The following is a 16,952-nucleotide window of genomic DNA, read 5'->3' as shown; positions in this document are numbered from 1 at the left end:
TGGCTTAATGGCCCTGCAGGCGACGGTAGATCGAATTGGCGTAGGCGAGCTGGTGTGCGCTCGTCGGCGAGTTGTAAGCGCCCACCGCTTTCCAGGTCGGCCCGAATTGCTGGATGTTGGACGCGAGAATCCACGTGCCCACGTAGGCGTTGATGCACGCGTTGAAGAGGTACTCACGGCGGATGCCGTAGCGCGCGAGCTTCGGAAGCCATGACGAGTTGATCTGCATCAGCCCGAGATCCTCGGTGCCATTGCGATTCACATTGATGGCGTCCGCACGCATGCCCGACTCCTGCTTCGCAATGGCACGCACGAGCTGCACGTTGATGTGGCGAAACGCGGCCGCGTCGTCGAGACAATCAGCGTGTGCCACGAAAGGGACGATGCTGGCGAGCGTTGCAGCCATCGCGAAAACGGGCGTGCGCATCACGACGACGCTCCTGCGCGTTCGAAATACTTCACTTCATGGCGGCGCAGCACGCTGATGGTCTGGCCATCGGCCGTCACGATGAATTGCTCTGACGTGCCGTTAAACATGTAGTAGCGCCCCTTCTGTTCGCCCGAGCCGAGGTGGTGAACGTCAGCGACCGTCACGTTGATCACGCTGGGGGCGAACTTGAAGTACGTCTGGCCGCCTTCGTCAAACACGGATTCGAGATGCGCGGAGTTACCCGTGGCGAAGTCGTAGACCGTGCCGGCGTTTCGCGCGACCTCGACGTGGTTCGTAGCGTCGGCCACGACGAAGCGGTCCGCGCGATCGATCGTCATCACGCCAGCATCCGCGTCCCATTTCGGGTGCAGTGACTTGCCGTCTGCCGTGCTGAACGTCAGATCCTTCGGCTTCGCGGCGAAGCGGATCTGCGTGTGCGTGTCGTCGCCGTCACGAATCGCATTCGCGCCGAAATACTTCGAGAGGAGCGACTCCGGCGACGCGGTGGGCTGCCCCGAAGCATCCGCAGCCGTCGGCGCGCTGGTCGTCGACGCGACCGCAAAATTAAGCGCGCCCGACTTCTCGATCTCGCGACGCAGCCGCACATGGCGCGAGTCAAAATCCACGTCGGCATAGAGACCCGTCTGATTCATGAGACGGTCCAGCGCGTGCATCCAGTTCTCGCCAGGCTGCGTTTCAAAGCGGCTTGCAGCGCTCAGATCCACATCCTTTTGGGCCGAGCCACTCCAGCCCTGCGGAACGAGCGCCTTCACCACAGCCGCGACCGGCATGCTGGCGTTGAGTGCGCGCACAGGCTCGAGCGCGCCATGGTCGCCCACGAGGGAGAGGCGACCGCTGAAGCCCGCGAACGCCACCGGCTGGTCATCTCCGGAACCGGGAACCAGCCCGTGGCCACCGATAAACGTGTTGGCGCGGTTCCACGACGCGCTCGCCGTATGCCCCGCGACCGTGTACTGGATGCTTGACGGTGTGCCGTCGACGACGACATACGGCCCTTCGCGGTGGCCACCCGTCACGCTGATCGACTGGCCTGCACGCGGCTGGATGTAGGTCTTCGCGCCGTCGTTGAAGATGAGCGCCGGGCGCTCAGCGATGCCACCCGCAATTTCGTAGTCGAAATCAAAGGGTTCTGTGCCCGCCACCGACACGCGCGCCGCGGCGATCAGGCAGACGACGGCAAGACTGCAAACGGAAAGCTTCATAAGCCCGCGTTAATTTGGTTGATGTGTCGCACGAAGCGCGCAAGGTAGGCGCTGCCCGGTACCGGGTTGGCGCTGTGATACCAGGCGATCGCCTTCGCGATCGAGTGGGTGCGGCGGTAGTTCTCGTTGAGAATGTCTTCGGCCACCCGCACGTTCGTTGCGGGCGCAAGCGCCTCCCACGGCGACGCAAAACGTTGCCGGTGATAGCACCAGTTGATCTGCATGATCCCGACGTCGAAGTCACAACGACCCGCAGCAATGAGTGAGCGGATCGCGCCCATTGCGTCTTCGCGCGATCGAAAAAAGTAGCCACGGCCCGCGACGTTCAAGGTCCAGGGCCAGGCGCGGCCGTGGTAGGCGGACTCATTGAGCGCGATGCCGGCAAGTACCTTTGGATCAACGCTCGTGTGCAGGATCTCGAAGGGCGTGACGGCCTGGGCGCAGGCCCAGCCGCCGCGACCCTCGGTCATGGCCGCCTGCGCCTCGTCATCGAGCTCGACCGGGCGCAGCCAGCCGCTACGCACCATGAGACCGGCGAGCGACACGTCGCGCGCGTCCACCGAGACCGACATTCCCGTATCGGGCGTGCTGCGCACGGTCTGCCCTACCAGGGGCGCGGCCCACGTTTCGAAGGCCTGCAGCCCGCAGTAGAGCACCGGCGTGCCGTCGATCGACGCGACCTCGCGCGTCGCGCCAGACGCGAGCACAAGCGACACCGGGCTGATGACCTGGTTGATCGAGGCGGAATCGGCCGCACAGGCCGCCGTCGCCACAAGCGAGAGCGTCAGGGCAGCCAGCGCGCGTCGGAGGGAGGCATGCGCGTGCCTAGCCACGATAGGGCTCCAGATGAATATCGCGATTCACCTTCACCATGAAGCGCTGACCTGGCTTGATCGTGATCGTTGGCGGGATGTTCTGGTAGCGGCTCAGGATCGACTGCGAGGTTTGCGCAGCGACCTGACCCGCCGTACTGCCGACCTGCGTGACGCCATAGGGGCCGCTCGTGGTCGACGACGTGTCGCCACTGCTGAAGTGATTCACCAGCAGCGCGGTGAGGAACGACGCGCTATAGATCTTCCAGAAGTGGTTGTTTACGTCGCCCGAGAAGCCCGCGTAACCGTTCTGGTCCGCGCCCTGTGCGCCGAAGAGGGGCACCTGCTTCCCGTTGGGCAGACGCATCTCCGTGGCAGCGACGAGAATGCTCTCCTGCCCGACCTTGATGTCCGACTGGTAGGGCGCGGTGATGAAGGTCCCCTTCGGAATCATGAGACACGTGCCGGTCACGCTGTCGTACACGTTTTGCTCGACCATCAACGACGCAGTGCCGGGGCGGTCCGAGTTTTCGCCCTCGGTGACCAGCACCTGGATATGGTGAGGCGGCGAGAGCGTGCATGTGCCGGACTGGCCAACGAAGCCCGCGCTCAGGAAACCTTCGCCCGATGCCGACTGCGCCTTCGCGTCCCGCATGAACTGGAGATCCGTTTCCTGCGACGAGATGGCGGCTGTCTTGCCCTGCGCCTGACCCATGGCCGTTGCGAGCGCGCGCGCCTGAGCATCCGCCGAGCCGGTTGCGGCCTGTTGCGCCGCCGACTGCTGGGCCGCCAACATCTGCTGCGGCGTCATCAGGCCTGCGACGCCGTTGGTCTGGGCGGCCTCGCCCTGATCCTTGACCTTGTGGCCAGGCGCAAAAATCGGCGAGGCGTAGATCGAATCGTCTTTAGCCTGCGCGGCGAGGCCCGGCGTCTGCGGTTCTTTCGCGAACTGGTCGAGCGAGAGTCCAGGCTTCGCGGCTTCCTGCGGCGCGGACGCAGCCGCCGCAGCCGCGCGGGCTTTGCGCTCATCAGCGCGTGCGCGAGCCTGTTGATCCTGAATGATCTTGTCGATGTCCTGACCATTGGGCGTGTGGTCGACAGACGCAGCCGTCTTCGCAGCCTTTTCGGCCTTCGCATCGTCATCGGCCTGCGCTGCGGCCTTCGACTGGTAGTAATAGCCGAGCGCGCCGATAACCACGGCGAAAATCACACCCACGCCGACCAGCGCGTTGCGGGGCGACTTGCCCTTTGTGACGCGCTCCTGGTCCGAGAGGTTTTGGGGGTTCTGGCTCGACATGCTCAGAATCCGAAGAGTCCGCGTCGGCCGCGGGTGATGGTGACTTCATCGTTCTGCGCGCGCAGCACGATCTTGTCGGCCATCTGCTGGACGACGATATACGGCCCGCGACGGATGAAGTTCGGCGCGACGTCATCGCCGTGATCCTTGACGATCGGCACGGCAAAAGGCGCATCGGCAGGCAGACGCAGCCACACGAACTTGCCATCGTCGAAAACCGTCTCCGGCTTGAACGGTGCCGAACCCGAGATGGTGTATTCGAAGTTGAGCTGCTCCGGCGAGACGCCGATCGGGCCGGAGTCCGTTGGCGCGTCGCCGCTCTGGGCAACACCTCCCCCGGCTTCCGCCCCCGCACGCGCCCGCACCTTCGCCATCAGCGATTCGGTGTAGCGAAAGCGCACCGACTGATAGAAGAGGCCACCCAGTGGCGAAGACACGAGCGTCATGTCGTACTCGCGCAGATTCGTGGTCAGATGAAGCGTGTTCACCATGCCCGGCTTCATCGGCTTGATGTACACATGATTCGCACCGTCCGTATCGATCGCCCACGAGACTGAATCGCCCATCGCCGGGTCGACAGTCAGCTTCTCGCCAGGCGCCAGCTCGATTGTCGTGAGCTTCGCTGGGGCCGTGAGAATCCTGAAAATCTGGTCGCGGCTGTACGGGAAGATCGCGAGACGCGCGTCGTTAGGCAGCGTCACGGGATCGGTGCCCGCGTTATAGGGATTCACCGGGCTCATCGGATCGCCCATGATCGCGCCGATATCGAGCGAGCCTCCCGCAAGCGATGACTTCGGTGCGGCGACGGCCGCATGGGAAAACACCAGCGCGCACGCGAGCGCGGCAGGCGGCAACAGGAAGCGGGCCGGAGTCGTCATGCGATTTTCTGGAGGGTGAAGAACGGGAAGAAGATCCCGAACGGGTTGGTGCCCACCGCGTCGTCCGAACTGGCCGGAACGATCTGATAGCGCAGCGTCAGCGCGAAGCGCTGTTCAACGGGCCGGTCGGATGGAAACTGGGTCGTGGTCGTCGTGAACTCCGCCACCACGGTCGAGTCGTCGAGCACTGACACGCTCTTGACCGACACCTCGCGCACGTACTTGGGATTGGCCGTAATGGTCTGGAACGGCGCATCCTTCTTGATCCAGTCGGCAAACTGGTTTTTCGCGTTGTCGAGCATCTGCGCCTTGACGGCGTTGATGTTGCGCGCGAGGCGAGAGGTTTCGATCGTGGGCGTCAGTACTGGCTCGATAGTGAACCAGTAGCCGACCGATTCGGCGATGGATTTGCGTAGTGCCTGATCGTCCGGCTTGTAGGCAGCGAGTTGCTTGATGAGCGGGTGACCACCGGCATCGGCGGCAATGCCATAGGCCTTCACGACCGACGGCGGCGGCTGACGCGTCCAGACTGCCCCGCCTGCGATGACCGCAAGCGCAAACGCGAAAAGTTTCCAGTGGTTGGACTCAACCCGCAGACGCGTGCCCCCGTCGAAGATGATCTTTTCGGGATCTTCTTCGGAGTAGCCGCCGGGAGCGGTAGAGAGAGCAACCTGCTTCTTGGACCTGCGGAGAAAAGACATGACGCGCGCGCACGAGTGGGTTCGCGTCAATTGGAACAGTGGCGGCCCGGGTGCTCGGCGTCAAAAGCGGGACGATTTTGCACACCATTCGCATCATCGCTTTCAGTCAGGACGCTTCCCAAGCGCCTGCAATCGTTTCAGCGAAATGGTGCAGTTTTTAGTGAGCTTTCGAGTCTTTGTGCCCAGCGTAATCGGTGCTAGCCTGACATTTCAAAAATTTAACACGCTGAGCCTTTGCCAGTTTTAAATTAAATCAAAGACTTAGGTCGCAAGAGAACCCCGAAGTTCTAAAGCGCTTAGAAACTCTCTCTTCGTGCTCAGTCCTCTCTGCCCAACATGGCACGACGAAAACCGGAGACCGTGCTTGACGATCCAATGCGGCGGGCAAGCTCGCATACTTGAAAATGAATCGATCCTTTAGCTTGAATTCCCAACTCGACCAAATCACTGCTCGCGGGATGCATGACCAAATCCGTGCGAATCAATGCTCGAACTATGAACTCGGTGTGTTCTATCGATCTTTGCTGACCTCAGGGGTCTGGACGACACAACGAGATCTAGCGGCTGATCTCGGAGTGTCGACTCCCATATTGTCTCGGCTGTTATCGTTGGCGCGAATCTCACCGATCATCGTTGACGCATTGGGCGGCGCTAGCGCCATCACCTTTCGTACTGGGAAGCTCATCCTTGACGCAATCGAGAGGCTTGGGGAAAAGGAAATCGTTACTCGTATCCACGATGCGAAGGAGGCAGGCTTTTGGGAGCTAGATGACCTTCTTGAATACGTTGTCGCAGATCGTCTGCCGGAATCAGACCTGACACCCGTTCGCGTGCGTATCGGGCGTGACAAGCAAAGCTTGCGCGTCGAAATGGGCGATCTATCTCGATTTACGGGTAGTTTTGCTAAGCTCGAAACTTGGCTATCGTCAGCTCTTACTTTGTTCGAAGCCACGTTGATAGCCGAACGACGCAGTGACGCCCACGACGCGCGGAGCGCTCGGATTCACCGTTCCCAAACCCGACGCTAGGATTGACGTGGTAGGTTGTAACCGCCTTCACCCGTTTGACTTTGCGTACCTCACCAGCCACAAAAATGCTGAACGTTTTATTAATTGTGCGCCAGTGCAATACATTTACTCCTTGACCTGCGCAGGCTGCATCCCTTGCGGCTCAATGCATAGGATGCCGAAACTATCTGTGTGCCGTGAATTTTTTCACGAGGCTCTCGCGTTCCTTCGTGTTCAGCCAAAGGGGTGCTTCACGAGCATTTCAAATTTCGTCTAAACGACGCTCATCGACGGCTCTGTGCCCAGCTGCAACACAAGCCGCTGCGGCGCTACACGCGGCTGTTCTGCACTTAGGGAGATTGCCGTGCCAAATTACCCCGCCCTACTCTTGCCCGTGCGCGTCTTTGTGAACACGTACCCTGCGAAAGCATCTCTCAGATCGGGGTATCGCTGAATGACTTGTTCAAGCAGTTCGATCGACGGCTCGATTCCCAGTCGACGCAGCGTCAGTTTGCCGGCGGCGCTCGATTTATAAGTTCGCCTCCACTCATCACGCTGCTTCGCCGTCGCTGCGTCATAGGCTTCCCACCCACGCCGCACCTCATCAACGACACGATTTTGTGCGTGGACGTCCTGCGCGGCGATTTGCAAAGCAATACGAGTCTCCATATGCTCTCGCACGTCCGCTTCGCGTTGTTCAGCAAGAGCGAGCGTCTTCTGCTGCTCGACCATCTGACGTTCTGCATCGGAGACAATCCATCGCTCTTTTAACGCTTTCATGAAAAAGCCAGCAGGACTCTTCGACACCTTGCCGAGCCTAAGACTAAAGCGAGTACGCTCAATCGCCTGTTCCAAGCGCTCGTCGGTGTAAGTATCACGGTCGGAAGCTATTTGGCCAAATTGCGCGCTGGAGAGACCGAATTCTTGTTTGAGCGTCTCGTACAGCGCTTTCGCTTGCTCATGCGTATGCAACAAGCGTTCTTCGACAGCTTTGCGTTCGATACGAAAGCGCAGACGACCGATCTTACGCGAGCCCTGCTCGTTGCGGGTCTCGAAGGACAGCTGCAAGTCGGAGACCGCATTGATCTGCTCTACTGCCGGCCCAAGCCAGTCGCGTTTGAAATACTTGAACTCCTTCGCCTTCGCTCCAATCGCTCCTTGCCACGATCGCAATTCGTCCAGCGTGAACCATTCGGTTACACCTCCGTCAGCGTATGGCAGAAGATGGTCGTACATCACGCGCGCGTAGCTAAGCGTAAACAGCGACGTGATACGAAGGCTCAACCAGTGTGACTTTCCTGGGCCGCGGATAATGCCGATGAGATCAGGAGGAACCCGAAACTGGAAGCGGCCGCCGGCGTAGGAGATTCGGCCGATTAACTGAACAGAGCCGAACGGCTTCGTTCCGTCAGCCTCGGCTTCTGCCGTCGCCTGGATCAAAGCTCTCTGCGCTTCTGTGATGACCTGCTCAAGGTGGGCGTTGTTGCGGCTTGAATACCGCATTAGCCATTTGAAGTAGTCGAGTTCGACGTCGTAAAGATCGTGAACTTCAGTCTCCTGTGCGACGACGAAATATGCGGCGTCAATCAATCGGCGAGCGGCAACGCCAAGGTCTACGATCCTGATGAGAACGTTCTTTCGGGCAAAGCCGATATCTTTTCGTGCGGCTTCGACCGGTAGGTCCTCACCCCGCGCATCGTCGAAGAGTGCCAACGCCAACTGCCTTGACGTGGCCACTTGCCCTCCTGTCGTCATCCGACTCCCCTCGCCTTCGTGGCCGTATGTTTGTGCCGTACGGTACCGACGGCAAAGTGCGCTGTCAACACAGATCACCTCACCTTGGCATGCCACTCTGCCCAAAACACCTCACCTTGCGGCGGCAGCCATCACAACTTACCTCACCTTCGTCACGTAAACACCTCACCTCCAGACCCCAAATACCTCACCTTAGCGGGGTAAACGTTTCACCATAGTGCTCAATTCACAGCACCATGCGCACAAATTCCCTCACCTTAAAGACTTAACCAATTGATTCTATTGAATTGTCGGTTTTACGTTAGTGGTTGGTAGGTTTTATGTTTACAAAAAACAAACTAACCAACCCGGCTGCGTTCCAGAAAAAAAGATCGGCGATCGTAGCTAGCTCAAGGCACCTAGATCACCAAAGAACAGCGTTCGGTGGAGAAACGAGGTTCTCGAAGGTGAGGCGAATTGTGCTAACGAGTGAAAGCTGATCCAAACCGAACGGCTTTTTCAGCTCAAAGGTGAGGTGTTTTGTGTTGACCTAGAGGGGACAAGAAGCGGAAATTGGACTTGAGGACGCTGAAGTACGGGGTCAAAACTCGTTGAACAACGAAAAGCTTGAGCCTAAACGATTGAATTTCAGCACTTTTCAGATAAAGCGGGTCAAAAAGTGTCGAAAGGGTCGAATGTAATGGCAATTCTCCGGCACGACGAGTATTCTACGCTTCGACGGGCGAATGCTGCCAAACCGTAGAAATGAAGGCTGGGCGTCCGGAAATCGCCTCACCTTTGACAAAAGGGTATTTCCAACATGAATTTGAGTGAACTTCCAAGCATTGATCGTCGTGTGAAACTTACTGATTTCAGTGAGTTCGCGGACCGTTTGAAAGTCATGACTGACGAGCTGCGCGACCAAATTTTGGCACCGCGTCCCCGCAAAAACGCGCCGGTCTTTACGATTGGCGAACTATCGGATCTTTGCGGCCTTGATCGACAGAAGATCAATTACCTTGCGACCAAGGATGGTAGCGAGCTTCCTAGCGGTGAGACGGCCGGTACGGGCCGCGCACGGATTTTTTCGTTGAAGGACGCGAGGCACTGGGTGCAAAAGGTCTCGACGATCTATCAGACGCCGCTTGTGACGGGTACTAGGGAACAACGCGGCCGTGTGCTGACAACGGCGAACTTCAAAGGAGGGTCGTGCAAGACTACAACCTCGATGTGCCTAGGGCAAGGACTGAGCCTGCGCGGGCGCAAAGTCCTCATGATCGACTTGGATCCTCAGGCATCGCTCTCGGAACTCTGTGGCCTTTACGCGGAGAAAGATATCAATTGGGACGACACTGTTCTCCCCTACATCTACGACCCCACCATTGAGGGCGGCCTTCGTTCAAAAGTCCAGACTACTTACTGGGACGGGTTGGACATCATTCCGGCACACAACTATCTGCATGATGCGGAGTTCCATCTTCCTGCTGAGCAGAAAACAAACCCTGGGTTCAAGTTCTGGTCGATTTTGCGCAATGGGATAGAGCCGCTGCGCGCACAGTATGACTACATCATTATCGACACCGCCCCGTCGCTTTCCTACATGACGCTAAATGGACTGATGGCCGCTGATTCAATGGTAATGCCATTGGTACCAGAGAGTCTCGACTTCATTTCGTCCTCTTCGTTTTGGTCGTTGTTCGCTGAGGTTGCGAATGGCTTTGCTGAGCACGACGTCGATAAGACCTATGACTTTGTTTCCGTGCTGCTCTCCAAGGTTGACTATGGGACGACATCATCCGCACCAGTTGTCCGTTCGTGGACGCAACGTGCATATGGAGATTGGCTCCACGCGATCGAAATTCCAGCCAGCTCGGTCATGAGCAATGGTGCACTGGCGTTCTCGACGGTATTTGATTTATCGCGAGCGGACACCGTGGCAAAGACGCTCGCGCGAGTGAAGCAACCACTAATGGATTATTGTAAGTGGATAGATGACCAGTACGTTGCACAGTGGAGGGCCGGCCAATGAGCAGCCTGCGTGACCGTATGATGGCCAAAACGGCCGACGTCCGAGCAACGAAAGATATCAAGCTTGATGAGCAGCCAGAAAAGAATAAGGCGCCGCTTACTGCGCCAGGTATGGCAGGAGCGCTGGCTCAAGCACAACTGCGAATATCTGAGTTGGAAAAATCGGGTCCGTCTTCGGAGATTAAAGTTGCCAGTATCGTTCCCAATCCTTGGCAGCCACGGCAGGTTTTTGCGGAAGGAAAGCTTACACAACTCGCCGAGTCAATTCGCGAATCAGGTCTCGTCCAACCTATTGTCGTTCGTCGCAAGGATGCGGGTTATCAGCTTGTAGCAGGAGAGCGTCGCTGGCGCGCCCACAAGATGATCGAGAAGGAGTTCATCAAGGCTTTTGTGGTGGACCTTTCGGACGAGGAGATGGCGACGCTTGCTCTCGTCGAAAATGTCGTGCGCGACGACTTATCTGATTACGAAATTTCGCGCTCGATCCGTCGGTCAGAGAAAGAATTTCCTAACCGGAAACGAGTTGCGGAGGCATTGGGTATATCGCGTTCGGAACTTTATCGCTTCCTCTCATTTGGCGATTTGCCAGACTTCGTGATAAGGGATTTGGACGTTCAGCCGCGATTGCTCGGTGCGAACGCTGCCCAAAGTATGGTTTCGGTGTTGCGAGATCAAAACCCGAGGGCGTTCGATCTTGCGAAGGAAGTGTGGGCGAAAGTTGTCGCCGGGGATCTGGACCAAACGAAACTGGCCCGGACTATTAAACAGGCGATTGAGGCTGACGGAAGGGTCGATAACAATGTCAGTGATCGTAAGATCGACAAAATTTTTGCAGGGGGAAATCAGGCTGGGTCCATTACAAGAGACTCTGATGGATTGACGGTCAAGATTCGAGCAGGAATGCTTACCGCGGAGAAGGAAAAGCAGGTTCGCGAGTTAATTGCTCAACTTTTCACCGGGGTAGCATAAGCGCCTTGAGTGCACGAAAGCCCGCTTTAGCGGGCTTTTTTTATGCCTGCCGACAAAGAGGTCCCATAGGGCAATTTCGAGCTTTTGTGTACAGGATCAACTGTGAAGCGTGTGTGCGTACTGTCTCAATGCATCCGACGAGCAGAGTTTCAGAGTGTCTCTAATAGAGACACTCTGAAACTCGGAGGTCGACCGATCGGGCTAGGCATTGCGCCTGGACTTTGCGATGTGGCTTCCTCCTTGCTCCTCTCCACGGGCTCGACATTTTGCGCGGACTACGCGGCTCGCGTGTCGTTCATGTGCTGACCGAATGTGGGACTTCATTATCTGGCGGTTGGTCGTTCCCTTGACCTTGCGGCGCGGACTCTTCGCAAGGCACATTCGCGCTTGAGGAGGCTTGCAAGCGGCGCAACGAAGCAGACATCGTTCGACGGCGCCAAGCGTGGTGCCCACGTCGATCCCGCCGTCGGAATGTGGGACCAATTCAATCACCTCGCGCCGTATGAGGATCAAGTTAAACCTGTTGCGCGCGTCGCAAAAAGGGTGTTGAGCAGACTTCGCCGAGGTCGTGCGCCTGTCTTCGACAGTATGTATGGACCGAGTTGCAGTACGAACACGCGTCCGTTATCACGGTCCAGATTGATTTACTGCGAGGCGGATATCGGAAGACCATCGCCCATTTCCGTGCGGCTGAAACACAGGAAGCCGGCGCGCTTCTCGAAGACGCTTGAGACCGCTCGCGCCCGATCTTTGTGTGTCTGTGGCTGCGTGTGTACTGGCCAGCCCGTCATCCGTGGCATATGAGAGCCATTGCTCCATTGCGTGAGCCGCTTGCCAGCGAAGTTGACGAGCTTCCGCCCGGCCGCGTGGCATTACTTCTGGAACAACCGCGCATTGTCGCGAGTTGGCGAATCCTACGCGTCTGCTCGCCGATCCTAAGCGAAATTATGTGCTGTAAAAGATTGCTATGCCGGTAGCGTTATCTTCGTCGCCGTGAATGAAAGGCTTGCCGCGCTACTGGTCAAAGTGTCTCTAATAGAGACACTTTGACCGGGACGCAGCGTCCTCGCTTCAATTCATAGCTAAAGCGAAGTCCGGCAAAAGTTGAACTGAGAGAACTATCCAATAATAGATCGCAATGACTCTGCGTCGGAGCGCCATTACAGCAAGATTTCAGGGGCATCTGTGTGATGCGTGAATCGTCGTCCGTGCGCACGCCGGGAAGGCTGCGTGGGGAGAGCGAAGGTTGCCACGCTGACTACATTTGTATTCAACACTGGAATTTTCCCCCCTGACTCGGCAGGCATCCTCCCTCGGTTGAAGTGTGGATATGGCGCTAGCAATGTCGGTCGACTGAACTAGCTTTTTTTCATCGATTTTCCGGCGCCCATCGAACCTGCGGCTAATCTTTTGTTCACCAATCGATCTTCCAATATGAACGAAACGTTCAACCGATGTCGAGAGCTCGCCGTAGTGTGTCTCTAATAGAGACACTTCCCTTCGATCCCGATCCCTTGAGTAGGGCCGGAAATACGCTCGAATCGAATCAGGAGACGAACGCAGGATGGCGTGCCTTCTTTTGAAAGTCGGACATTAACCCGGAGATTGTGAAAACGTAATCTAAGAACTCCGGGAAAATCCCGGACTTCCAGTACAAACTCCGGGATTTTCCCGGAGTTTCGAATCAGTGTTTCTGGCGGGGTACAAGATCGGATGCCTCTAAGATTATTGGCCTGTGGCGCACGCGTTGACGGCATGCACACCGGCGGGATTATCGTCGACGGAATGGTTTTAGGTTCACATATCCGTGGATTCCAATTCTGCAAGCGCGCCGTGCGTGCGGCCGGCACACAACAGTTTCGGCGGGGGCCATTACGGACGAGTGGTGCAGCCGGTCGGTTGAGGTTTCGGGCAGGCGCTGCGCACCGCGCCGTGCGTTTCTCTGCATTGCCTATTCTTGCGCTCAGCTTCCCTAACGACGCGCAGGCGTGTATGGCTTTACTCTGGCTGAACTTCGTGCGGCACGCTGAGGCGAAGCGAAAGCGTTGGTCATTCGGTGTCGGCACGGGGGAATTCTGACTCGGTCCGGGACTCTCGAATAGACAGCGCGTGCATCTATCACGGCTTTGTGGCCCTTACGGCGCGCCCGGGTAGTCCTTGCGTAGTTGCTGTGGGCACTGGCTCGCGATGGCCTCGCTTGCACGTCAGCCTATCCAGCTGAATGGATCCACATCGGAAAAGTCACATCTTTTGACTGGCGGCCCTCGTGGGTGATAACTGGGTGGACGGAGATGGCCTCACGCAGCAACGCCATTTTGGTGGTGGAAAAAAGCGAGCCGGCCGTTCCAGAACGATGGACAACCTCCGGCTGCCCGCTGGCTCGGTTCAATTGCATGTGGCCGTTCTCCTAGAATGAGTCCAACGGCGATGTGACGATGCCTTTGGACTGAGTCGCCGAATCGACTGATTTCGCGCCGAGGGAAGGGCGTCGCTCTGTTGAGCTTCGCCACGCTTGTGGTTTGCCCTCGGCGCGAAGGCCTGCAAGGAGACAATTTGGCTGCTGAAGTCGTCGAGGGTACAGGCAGAATGCGAGTACCTCCCCAAGGCGCACCAGAAGACCCCCTGCTCGTCGGTACTGTACTGGCCAAGTTTTGTGACCGGGAGACAATGATGCCCCGAAGCCGTGGCCTCGAGCCAGCCTCCGACGACGTCACCATCTGACAGGTCGGGCGGTGGGGTCAGGCTGAAAACGTGGCTTGCCGACGTATTTTGGTCGATGAGGGCGTAAGGGAATTCTGTGTCGCCGGAAGCTGACTGAGAAAACAGCCGATATTGAACAGTCGGCGACAACAAGCAGAACATGAGGGCGGGCAGGCGGTCACGCGGTCACTGTGAAGTAGGTAACCGCCGCGTTGTTGCTATCGCGCCGACCGTATGAGCCATCATGCACACACAAACGTAGAATGACAGGCCAACGAGGCTTTTTCAACATGACTCTTTCGGGCGAAGCTCCATAGCGCCGACGTGCAAATTACTAACCTCTTTCGCGCGGTATCTTGATCTATGTCCCTACACGACGAAAAAAGCGGTGCACTGCAGATTCGGAGCGTCGAGCGAGAGCTGTGAGTCAGTTCGCGGAACGCGTGGCATGCGAGTTTCGTTCTTCTAGCGTGCGATCGGCACGGTGGAGAGACCTGGGTTGACGTTGCCGAGTTCCACGAAGTCCAGGGAGTGTCTATGAGCTTGTTCTTGAGTCTGCGGACGGTGATCGCGAGGATGAATTCCGAAAAGCCAATCACGTTGCTTCATAGGCTAAATTAGGTATCGCTTTTGGTTCTTGAGGTTCTTGAGGTTCTGGTGCAATGAGGAGCGGGGCAACTGCGATGCAAAGTACTTGCTAAGTCACATTAGGGCGGAAACGTGGCTTAAGTCTTGCCGTTTGCCGGGCGCGTGCGTGAAACAATGGGGGACGGTTTGTGGAGAGCTCTAAGTCGTGGATTTTTAACGTTAACCTGCCTGCTTTTGGATAATGTTTCACGGCCGCCCGGTCACCGTCGTAGCCGAAATCGTACCTAGCGGTGCCTTGGCCCACGACGGGCGTCGCGTTCACTATAAGCGTACATTTTGATACGTATTCTGTAATGAGGTCGCGACAGACTGTCGAATCATGTTTGGCGACCTGAACCAGCTCCGGCGGTGCGATGTCCGGAAACGGCAACGGGAGACCCGCCGGGCCGCAGCACCAGGGTCGCCTGGCGCACGCTAGAATCGGGAAATCGCGGCTACGCCGGCTTCTGCGACGTAGGCTCACGTCCGAGCTGAAAACCCTGCGAGCCGAACTTGGCGATGTCAACGATGTGCTGGCCGATGCCCGGGCGCGTGAAGGCTCCGCAGTGCTCGACCGGTTGCGGGAGGACGTCGCCCTGCTGGGATCACCCAACCGGAAATCCGCTGTGCGGTGGGCTATGACCGGCCGTCGCGCAAACGGCTAAGGATTACGCGATCGATGCGCCGCAACCGTGATGGCCGGGCGACGATCAGGACGCCTCGGGCTGCTATGCCAGGGTGAGAGGAATTGTCTTGCCCGGAGCCGTGACAGATCGAGTCTCCCCGGCCAAATCTTCAGCCCGGTGGCCTTGTTCCCACTGGACCCCGCCTTGCCCCCAATACATACAGAGAGTCACACGTACAATGGCGGACCGCTTCGAACTCGTTGCTCTCGCATTGCCGCCCGACCGTGCTCCGGAATCCCTGCCTGCATGCGTCACGGCGTTTATCGCGGCGTGCTGGAATGGCATGAGCCGCGCCCAACTGCTGGACCGTGCACGGCGGCTGGCCCTGCGCGCCTCGCTGCGGATCATGAAAGCTCCCGCGACCGCCGCTCCTGGGGGCGCATGCTGTTACTCGCTCGTGCTGGTGACGCAGGCGATGTGCGTCGAGCTCATCGCGCACGTGCGGGTCGTGCGCCGGCGAGGGCCGCGACGGGCGAAGGTGTCGCTGCCGCCGCCGCGCGATGCGCGGCAGGGGGGACTTTTCTGAACATCGACTGATTCCTTTCCCACCTGCGATGGTGACTTGCTGGGTGGCTTCGGGGGCGGCTGGCCGTCGGTCGCGCGGGCGATCCGTGCCACGTACAATGTGCCGCAGCATGGAGTCATGATGGCAAAGAAACGAAAAACAAAGGCTGCGCCAGCCGCGCCGACCAAGACGTATTCAAAAGTGGCGCTCAGCGCTGAAGAGACGCTACATCGTTTGTGGGATCGGGGACTTCAGATTGACGATCGCCAGTCGAACTTAACGACACTGCGGTCCGTGGGACACTTTCGTCTGCTGATCTACATGCGCAGATTCCAGAACCCGGTCACTCGGAAATTCTGGCCTCGGACGCGATTTTCCGATGTTGTCGAGCTGTACGATTTCGACCGACGGCTGCGCTCGATCACAATGGATGCGGTCGAACGCATTGAAGTCGCGTTGCGGGCCGCGCTCAGCAATCCGTTGTCGATTGAATTCGGTAGCCACTGGTATAGCGATCGCGAGCGCTTCGGCGATCTGCGTCAATATGCGCGGGTATTGGACCAGATCGCAAGGGAGTGCGAAAACAAGAAAGGTCTGGCATTGACGCACTACTACCAGACCTATGCGAAGCCCGAACTGCCGCCGATCTGGTTGGTATGCGAACGGCTGAGTCTAGGCGCCTTGTCCCGGGTTTTTGATGCCCTGACCATCCGTGATCGTAAGGCCGCCGGCCGGCACGCGTGGCAGGAGATCCCGGACGTGCTGCTGGGAGGTTGGCTACAATCGCTAACGGATCTGCGTAACGCTTGCGCCCATCACTCGCGCTTGTGGGACATGAAGATGACGGTATCGCCGCCCGCCAGACCTGCGGGGAAAGCGCTCATACACTTTGCACCAGAGATGATGGATCCGCATTCGTTCTATTCGCGTGCGGCGATGATGAAGGCACTTTTGGATCCGCTCGGCTACGGAGCTGAGTGGCGCGATGCGCTCAGCCGGACGTTAACGGGCTGCTGTCATGTCGACGCAGGGGCGCACTTGGGCTTCCCGACAGGATGGGAAACGCGCCCCGCGTGGAAGTGATTCGACGTGGACTGTGGCGGCCCGCCCGTCGGGACAGCCGTAGATTCGAGACGGTATCCGATGCCGTTTTGACATCCGATTGAGATTTCGTTACTATTGTTGGTGAAAACGCTGGAGACGCCTCTCAACGATGCGCAACACTCTAGACGCCGAAGGGACGCGAAAGCGTCCCTTTTTTATTGTCTAATGCAATCGCACCCATCGCGTGCGATCGCGCCATCATGTATTCATCGAACGCATAATCTTAAAAATTCGGTCGAACCCTTTTATAA

12 protein-coding genes are annotated in these 16,952 nt (G+C 58.0%); 5 read left to right on the top strand and 7 right to left on the bottom strand.

Annotated features, from left to right (window positions below):
* Window positions 1–4 precede the first annotated feature (4 nt).
* From U5A67_RS34420 to U5A67_RS34395, 6 genes are read right to left on the bottom strand one after another with little or no spacing between them, the layout of a single operon-like run.
* A complete protein-coding gene (locus U5A67_RS34420) occupies window positions 5–427 on the bottom strand; it encodes a lytic transglycosylase domain-containing protein (protein ID WP_415768016.1) in 423 nt (140 codons plus the stop codon).
* Window positions 427–1,653 carry a TrbG/VirB9 family P-type conjugative transfer protein gene (locus U5A67_RS34415; protein ID WP_321817824.1) on the bottom strand — a complete coding sequence of 409 codons (1,227 nt, stop codon included), beginning with the start codon at window positions 1,651–1,653 and terminating at the stop codon, window positions 427–429. The genes U5A67_RS34420 and U5A67_RS34415 overlap by 1 nt, the downstream gene beginning before the upstream one ends.
* Window positions 1,650–2,486, bottom strand: coding sequence for a transglycosylase SLT domain-containing protein (locus U5A67_RS34410; RefSeq protein WP_415768014.1), 837 nt, complete (start codon window positions 2,484–2,486; stop codon window positions 1,650–1,652). The genes U5A67_RS34415 and U5A67_RS34410 overlap by 4 nt, the downstream gene beginning before the upstream one ends.
* A complete protein-coding gene (locus tag U5A67_RS34405) occupies window positions 2,479–3,762 on the bottom strand; it encodes a TrbI/VirB10 family protein (protein ID WP_321817823.1) in 1,284 nt (427 codons plus the stop codon). Before U5A67_RS34405 ends, U5A67_RS34410 begins: the two co-directional genes overlap by 8 nt.
* Before the next feature lie 2 nt (window positions 3,763–3,764).
* The gene (locus U5A67_RS34400; RefSeq protein WP_321817822.1) at window positions 3,765–4,640 is read right to left on the bottom strand and encodes a TrbG/VirB9 family P-type conjugative transfer protein; all 876 of its coding nucleotides are present in this window, start codon (window positions 4,638–4,640) and stop codon (window positions 3,765–3,767) included.
* On the bottom strand, window positions 4,637–5,341 hold the full coding sequence (locus U5A67_RS34395; RefSeq protein WP_321817821.1) for a type IV secretion system protein: 705 nt from the start codon (window positions 5,339–5,341) through the stop codon (window positions 4,637–4,639). The genes U5A67_RS34400 and U5A67_RS34395 overlap by 4 nt, the downstream gene beginning before the upstream one ends.
* 422 nt (window positions 5,342–5,763) lie before the next feature.
* Between U5A67_RS34395 and U5A67_RS34390 the strand changes: the two genes are divergently transcribed.
* A complete protein-coding gene (locus U5A67_RS34390; RefSeq protein ID WP_321817820.1) occupies window positions 5,764–6,369 on the top strand; it encodes a hypothetical protein in 606 nt (201 codons plus the stop codon).
* 351 nt (window positions 6,370–6,720) lie between these two features.
* On the opposite strand, the gene U5A67_RS34385 is transcribed toward U5A67_RS34390, so the two are convergent.
* A complete protein-coding gene (locus U5A67_RS34385; RefSeq protein ID WP_321817819.1) occupies window positions 6,721–8,103 on the bottom strand; it encodes a replication initiation protein in 1,383 nt (460 codons plus the stop codon).
* 799 nt (window positions 8,104–8,902) lie between these two features.
* Between U5A67_RS34385 and U5A67_RS34380 the strand changes: the two genes are divergently transcribed.
* The 4 genes from U5A67_RS34380 (at window position 8,903) to U5A67_RS34365 (ending at window position 16,680) form a co-directional block, all read left to right on the top strand.
* The gene (locus U5A67_RS34380) at window positions 8,903–10,111 is read left to right on the top strand and encodes a ParA family protein (RefSeq protein WP_321817818.1); all 1,209 of its coding nucleotides are present in this window, start codon (window positions 8,903–8,905) and stop codon (window positions 10,109–10,111) included.
* Complete coding sequence (locus U5A67_RS34375; protein ID WP_321817817.1) at window positions 10,108–11,079, top strand: ParB/RepB/Spo0J family partition protein; 972 nt, start codon at window positions 10,108–10,110, stop codon at window positions 11,077–11,079. The genes U5A67_RS34380 and U5A67_RS34375 overlap by 4 nt, the downstream gene beginning before the upstream one ends.
* 4,191 nt (window positions 11,080–15,270) lie before the next feature.
* Window positions 15,271–15,618 (top strand): hypothetical protein, encoded by a 348-nt coding sequence (locus U5A67_RS34370; protein ID WP_321817815.1) that lies wholly within the window; start codon window positions 15,271–15,273, stop codon window positions 15,616–15,618.
* Window positions 15,619–15,735: 117 nt separating this feature from the next.
* Window positions 15,736–16,680, top strand: a complete 945-nt coding sequence (locus U5A67_RS34365; RefSeq protein WP_321817814.1) for an Abi family protein — start codon at window positions 15,736–15,738, stop codon at window positions 16,678–16,680.
* Window positions 16,681–16,952 lie beyond the last annotated feature (272 nt).

This window comes from Paraburkholderia sp. J69-1, assembly GCF_905220255.1.
In the GTDB taxonomy this organism is placed as follows: Bacteria; Pseudomonadota; Gammaproteobacteria; order Burkholderiales; family Burkholderiaceae; genus Paraburkholderia.
The sequence above is the reverse complement of the archived record's forward strand: the minus strand, read 5'-3'. Positions and strand labels throughout refer to the sequence as shown.

Bases quoted from the DNA above. Each gene is read 5' to 3' on its own strand.
- U5A67_RS34365 (WP_321817814.1), top strand. From the start codon at position 15,736: ATGATGGCAAAGAAACGAAAAACAAAGGCTGCGCCAGCCGCGCCGACC.
- U5A67_RS34385 (WP_321817819.1), bottom strand. From the start codon at position 8,103: ATGACGACAGGAGGGCAAGTGGCCACGTCAAGGCAGTTGGCGTTGGCA.
- U5A67_RS34375 (WP_321817817.1), top strand. From the start codon at position 10,108: ATGAGCAGCCTGCGTGACCGTATGATGGCCAAAACGGCCGACGTCCGA.
- U5A67_RS34405 (WP_321817823.1), bottom strand. From the start codon at position 3,762: ATGTCGAGCCAGAACCCCCAAAACCTCTCGGACCAGGAGCGCGTCACA.
- U5A67_RS34415 (WP_321817824.1), bottom strand. From the start codon at position 1,653: ATGAAGCTTTCCGTTTGCAGTCTTGCCGTCGTCTGCCTGATCGCCGCG.
- U5A67_RS34395 (WP_321817821.1), bottom strand. From the start codon at position 5,341: ATGTCTTTTCTCCGCAGGTCCAAGAAGCAGGTTGCTCTCTCTACCGCT.
- U5A67_RS34370 (WP_321817815.1), top strand. From the start codon at position 15,271: ATGGCGGACCGCTTCGAACTCGTTGCTCTCGCATTGCCGCCCGACCGT.
- U5A67_RS34420 (WP_415768016.1), bottom strand. From the start codon at position 427: ATGCGCACGCCCGTTTTCGCGATGGCTGCAACGCTCGCCAGCATCGTC.
- U5A67_RS34380 (WP_321817818.1), top strand. From the start codon at position 8,903: ATGAATTTGAGTGAACTTCCAAGCATTGATCGTCGTGTGAAACTTACT.
- U5A67_RS34400 (WP_321817822.1), bottom strand. From the start codon at position 4,640: ATGACGACTCCGGCCCGCTTCCTGTTGCCGCCTGCCGCGCTCGCGTGC.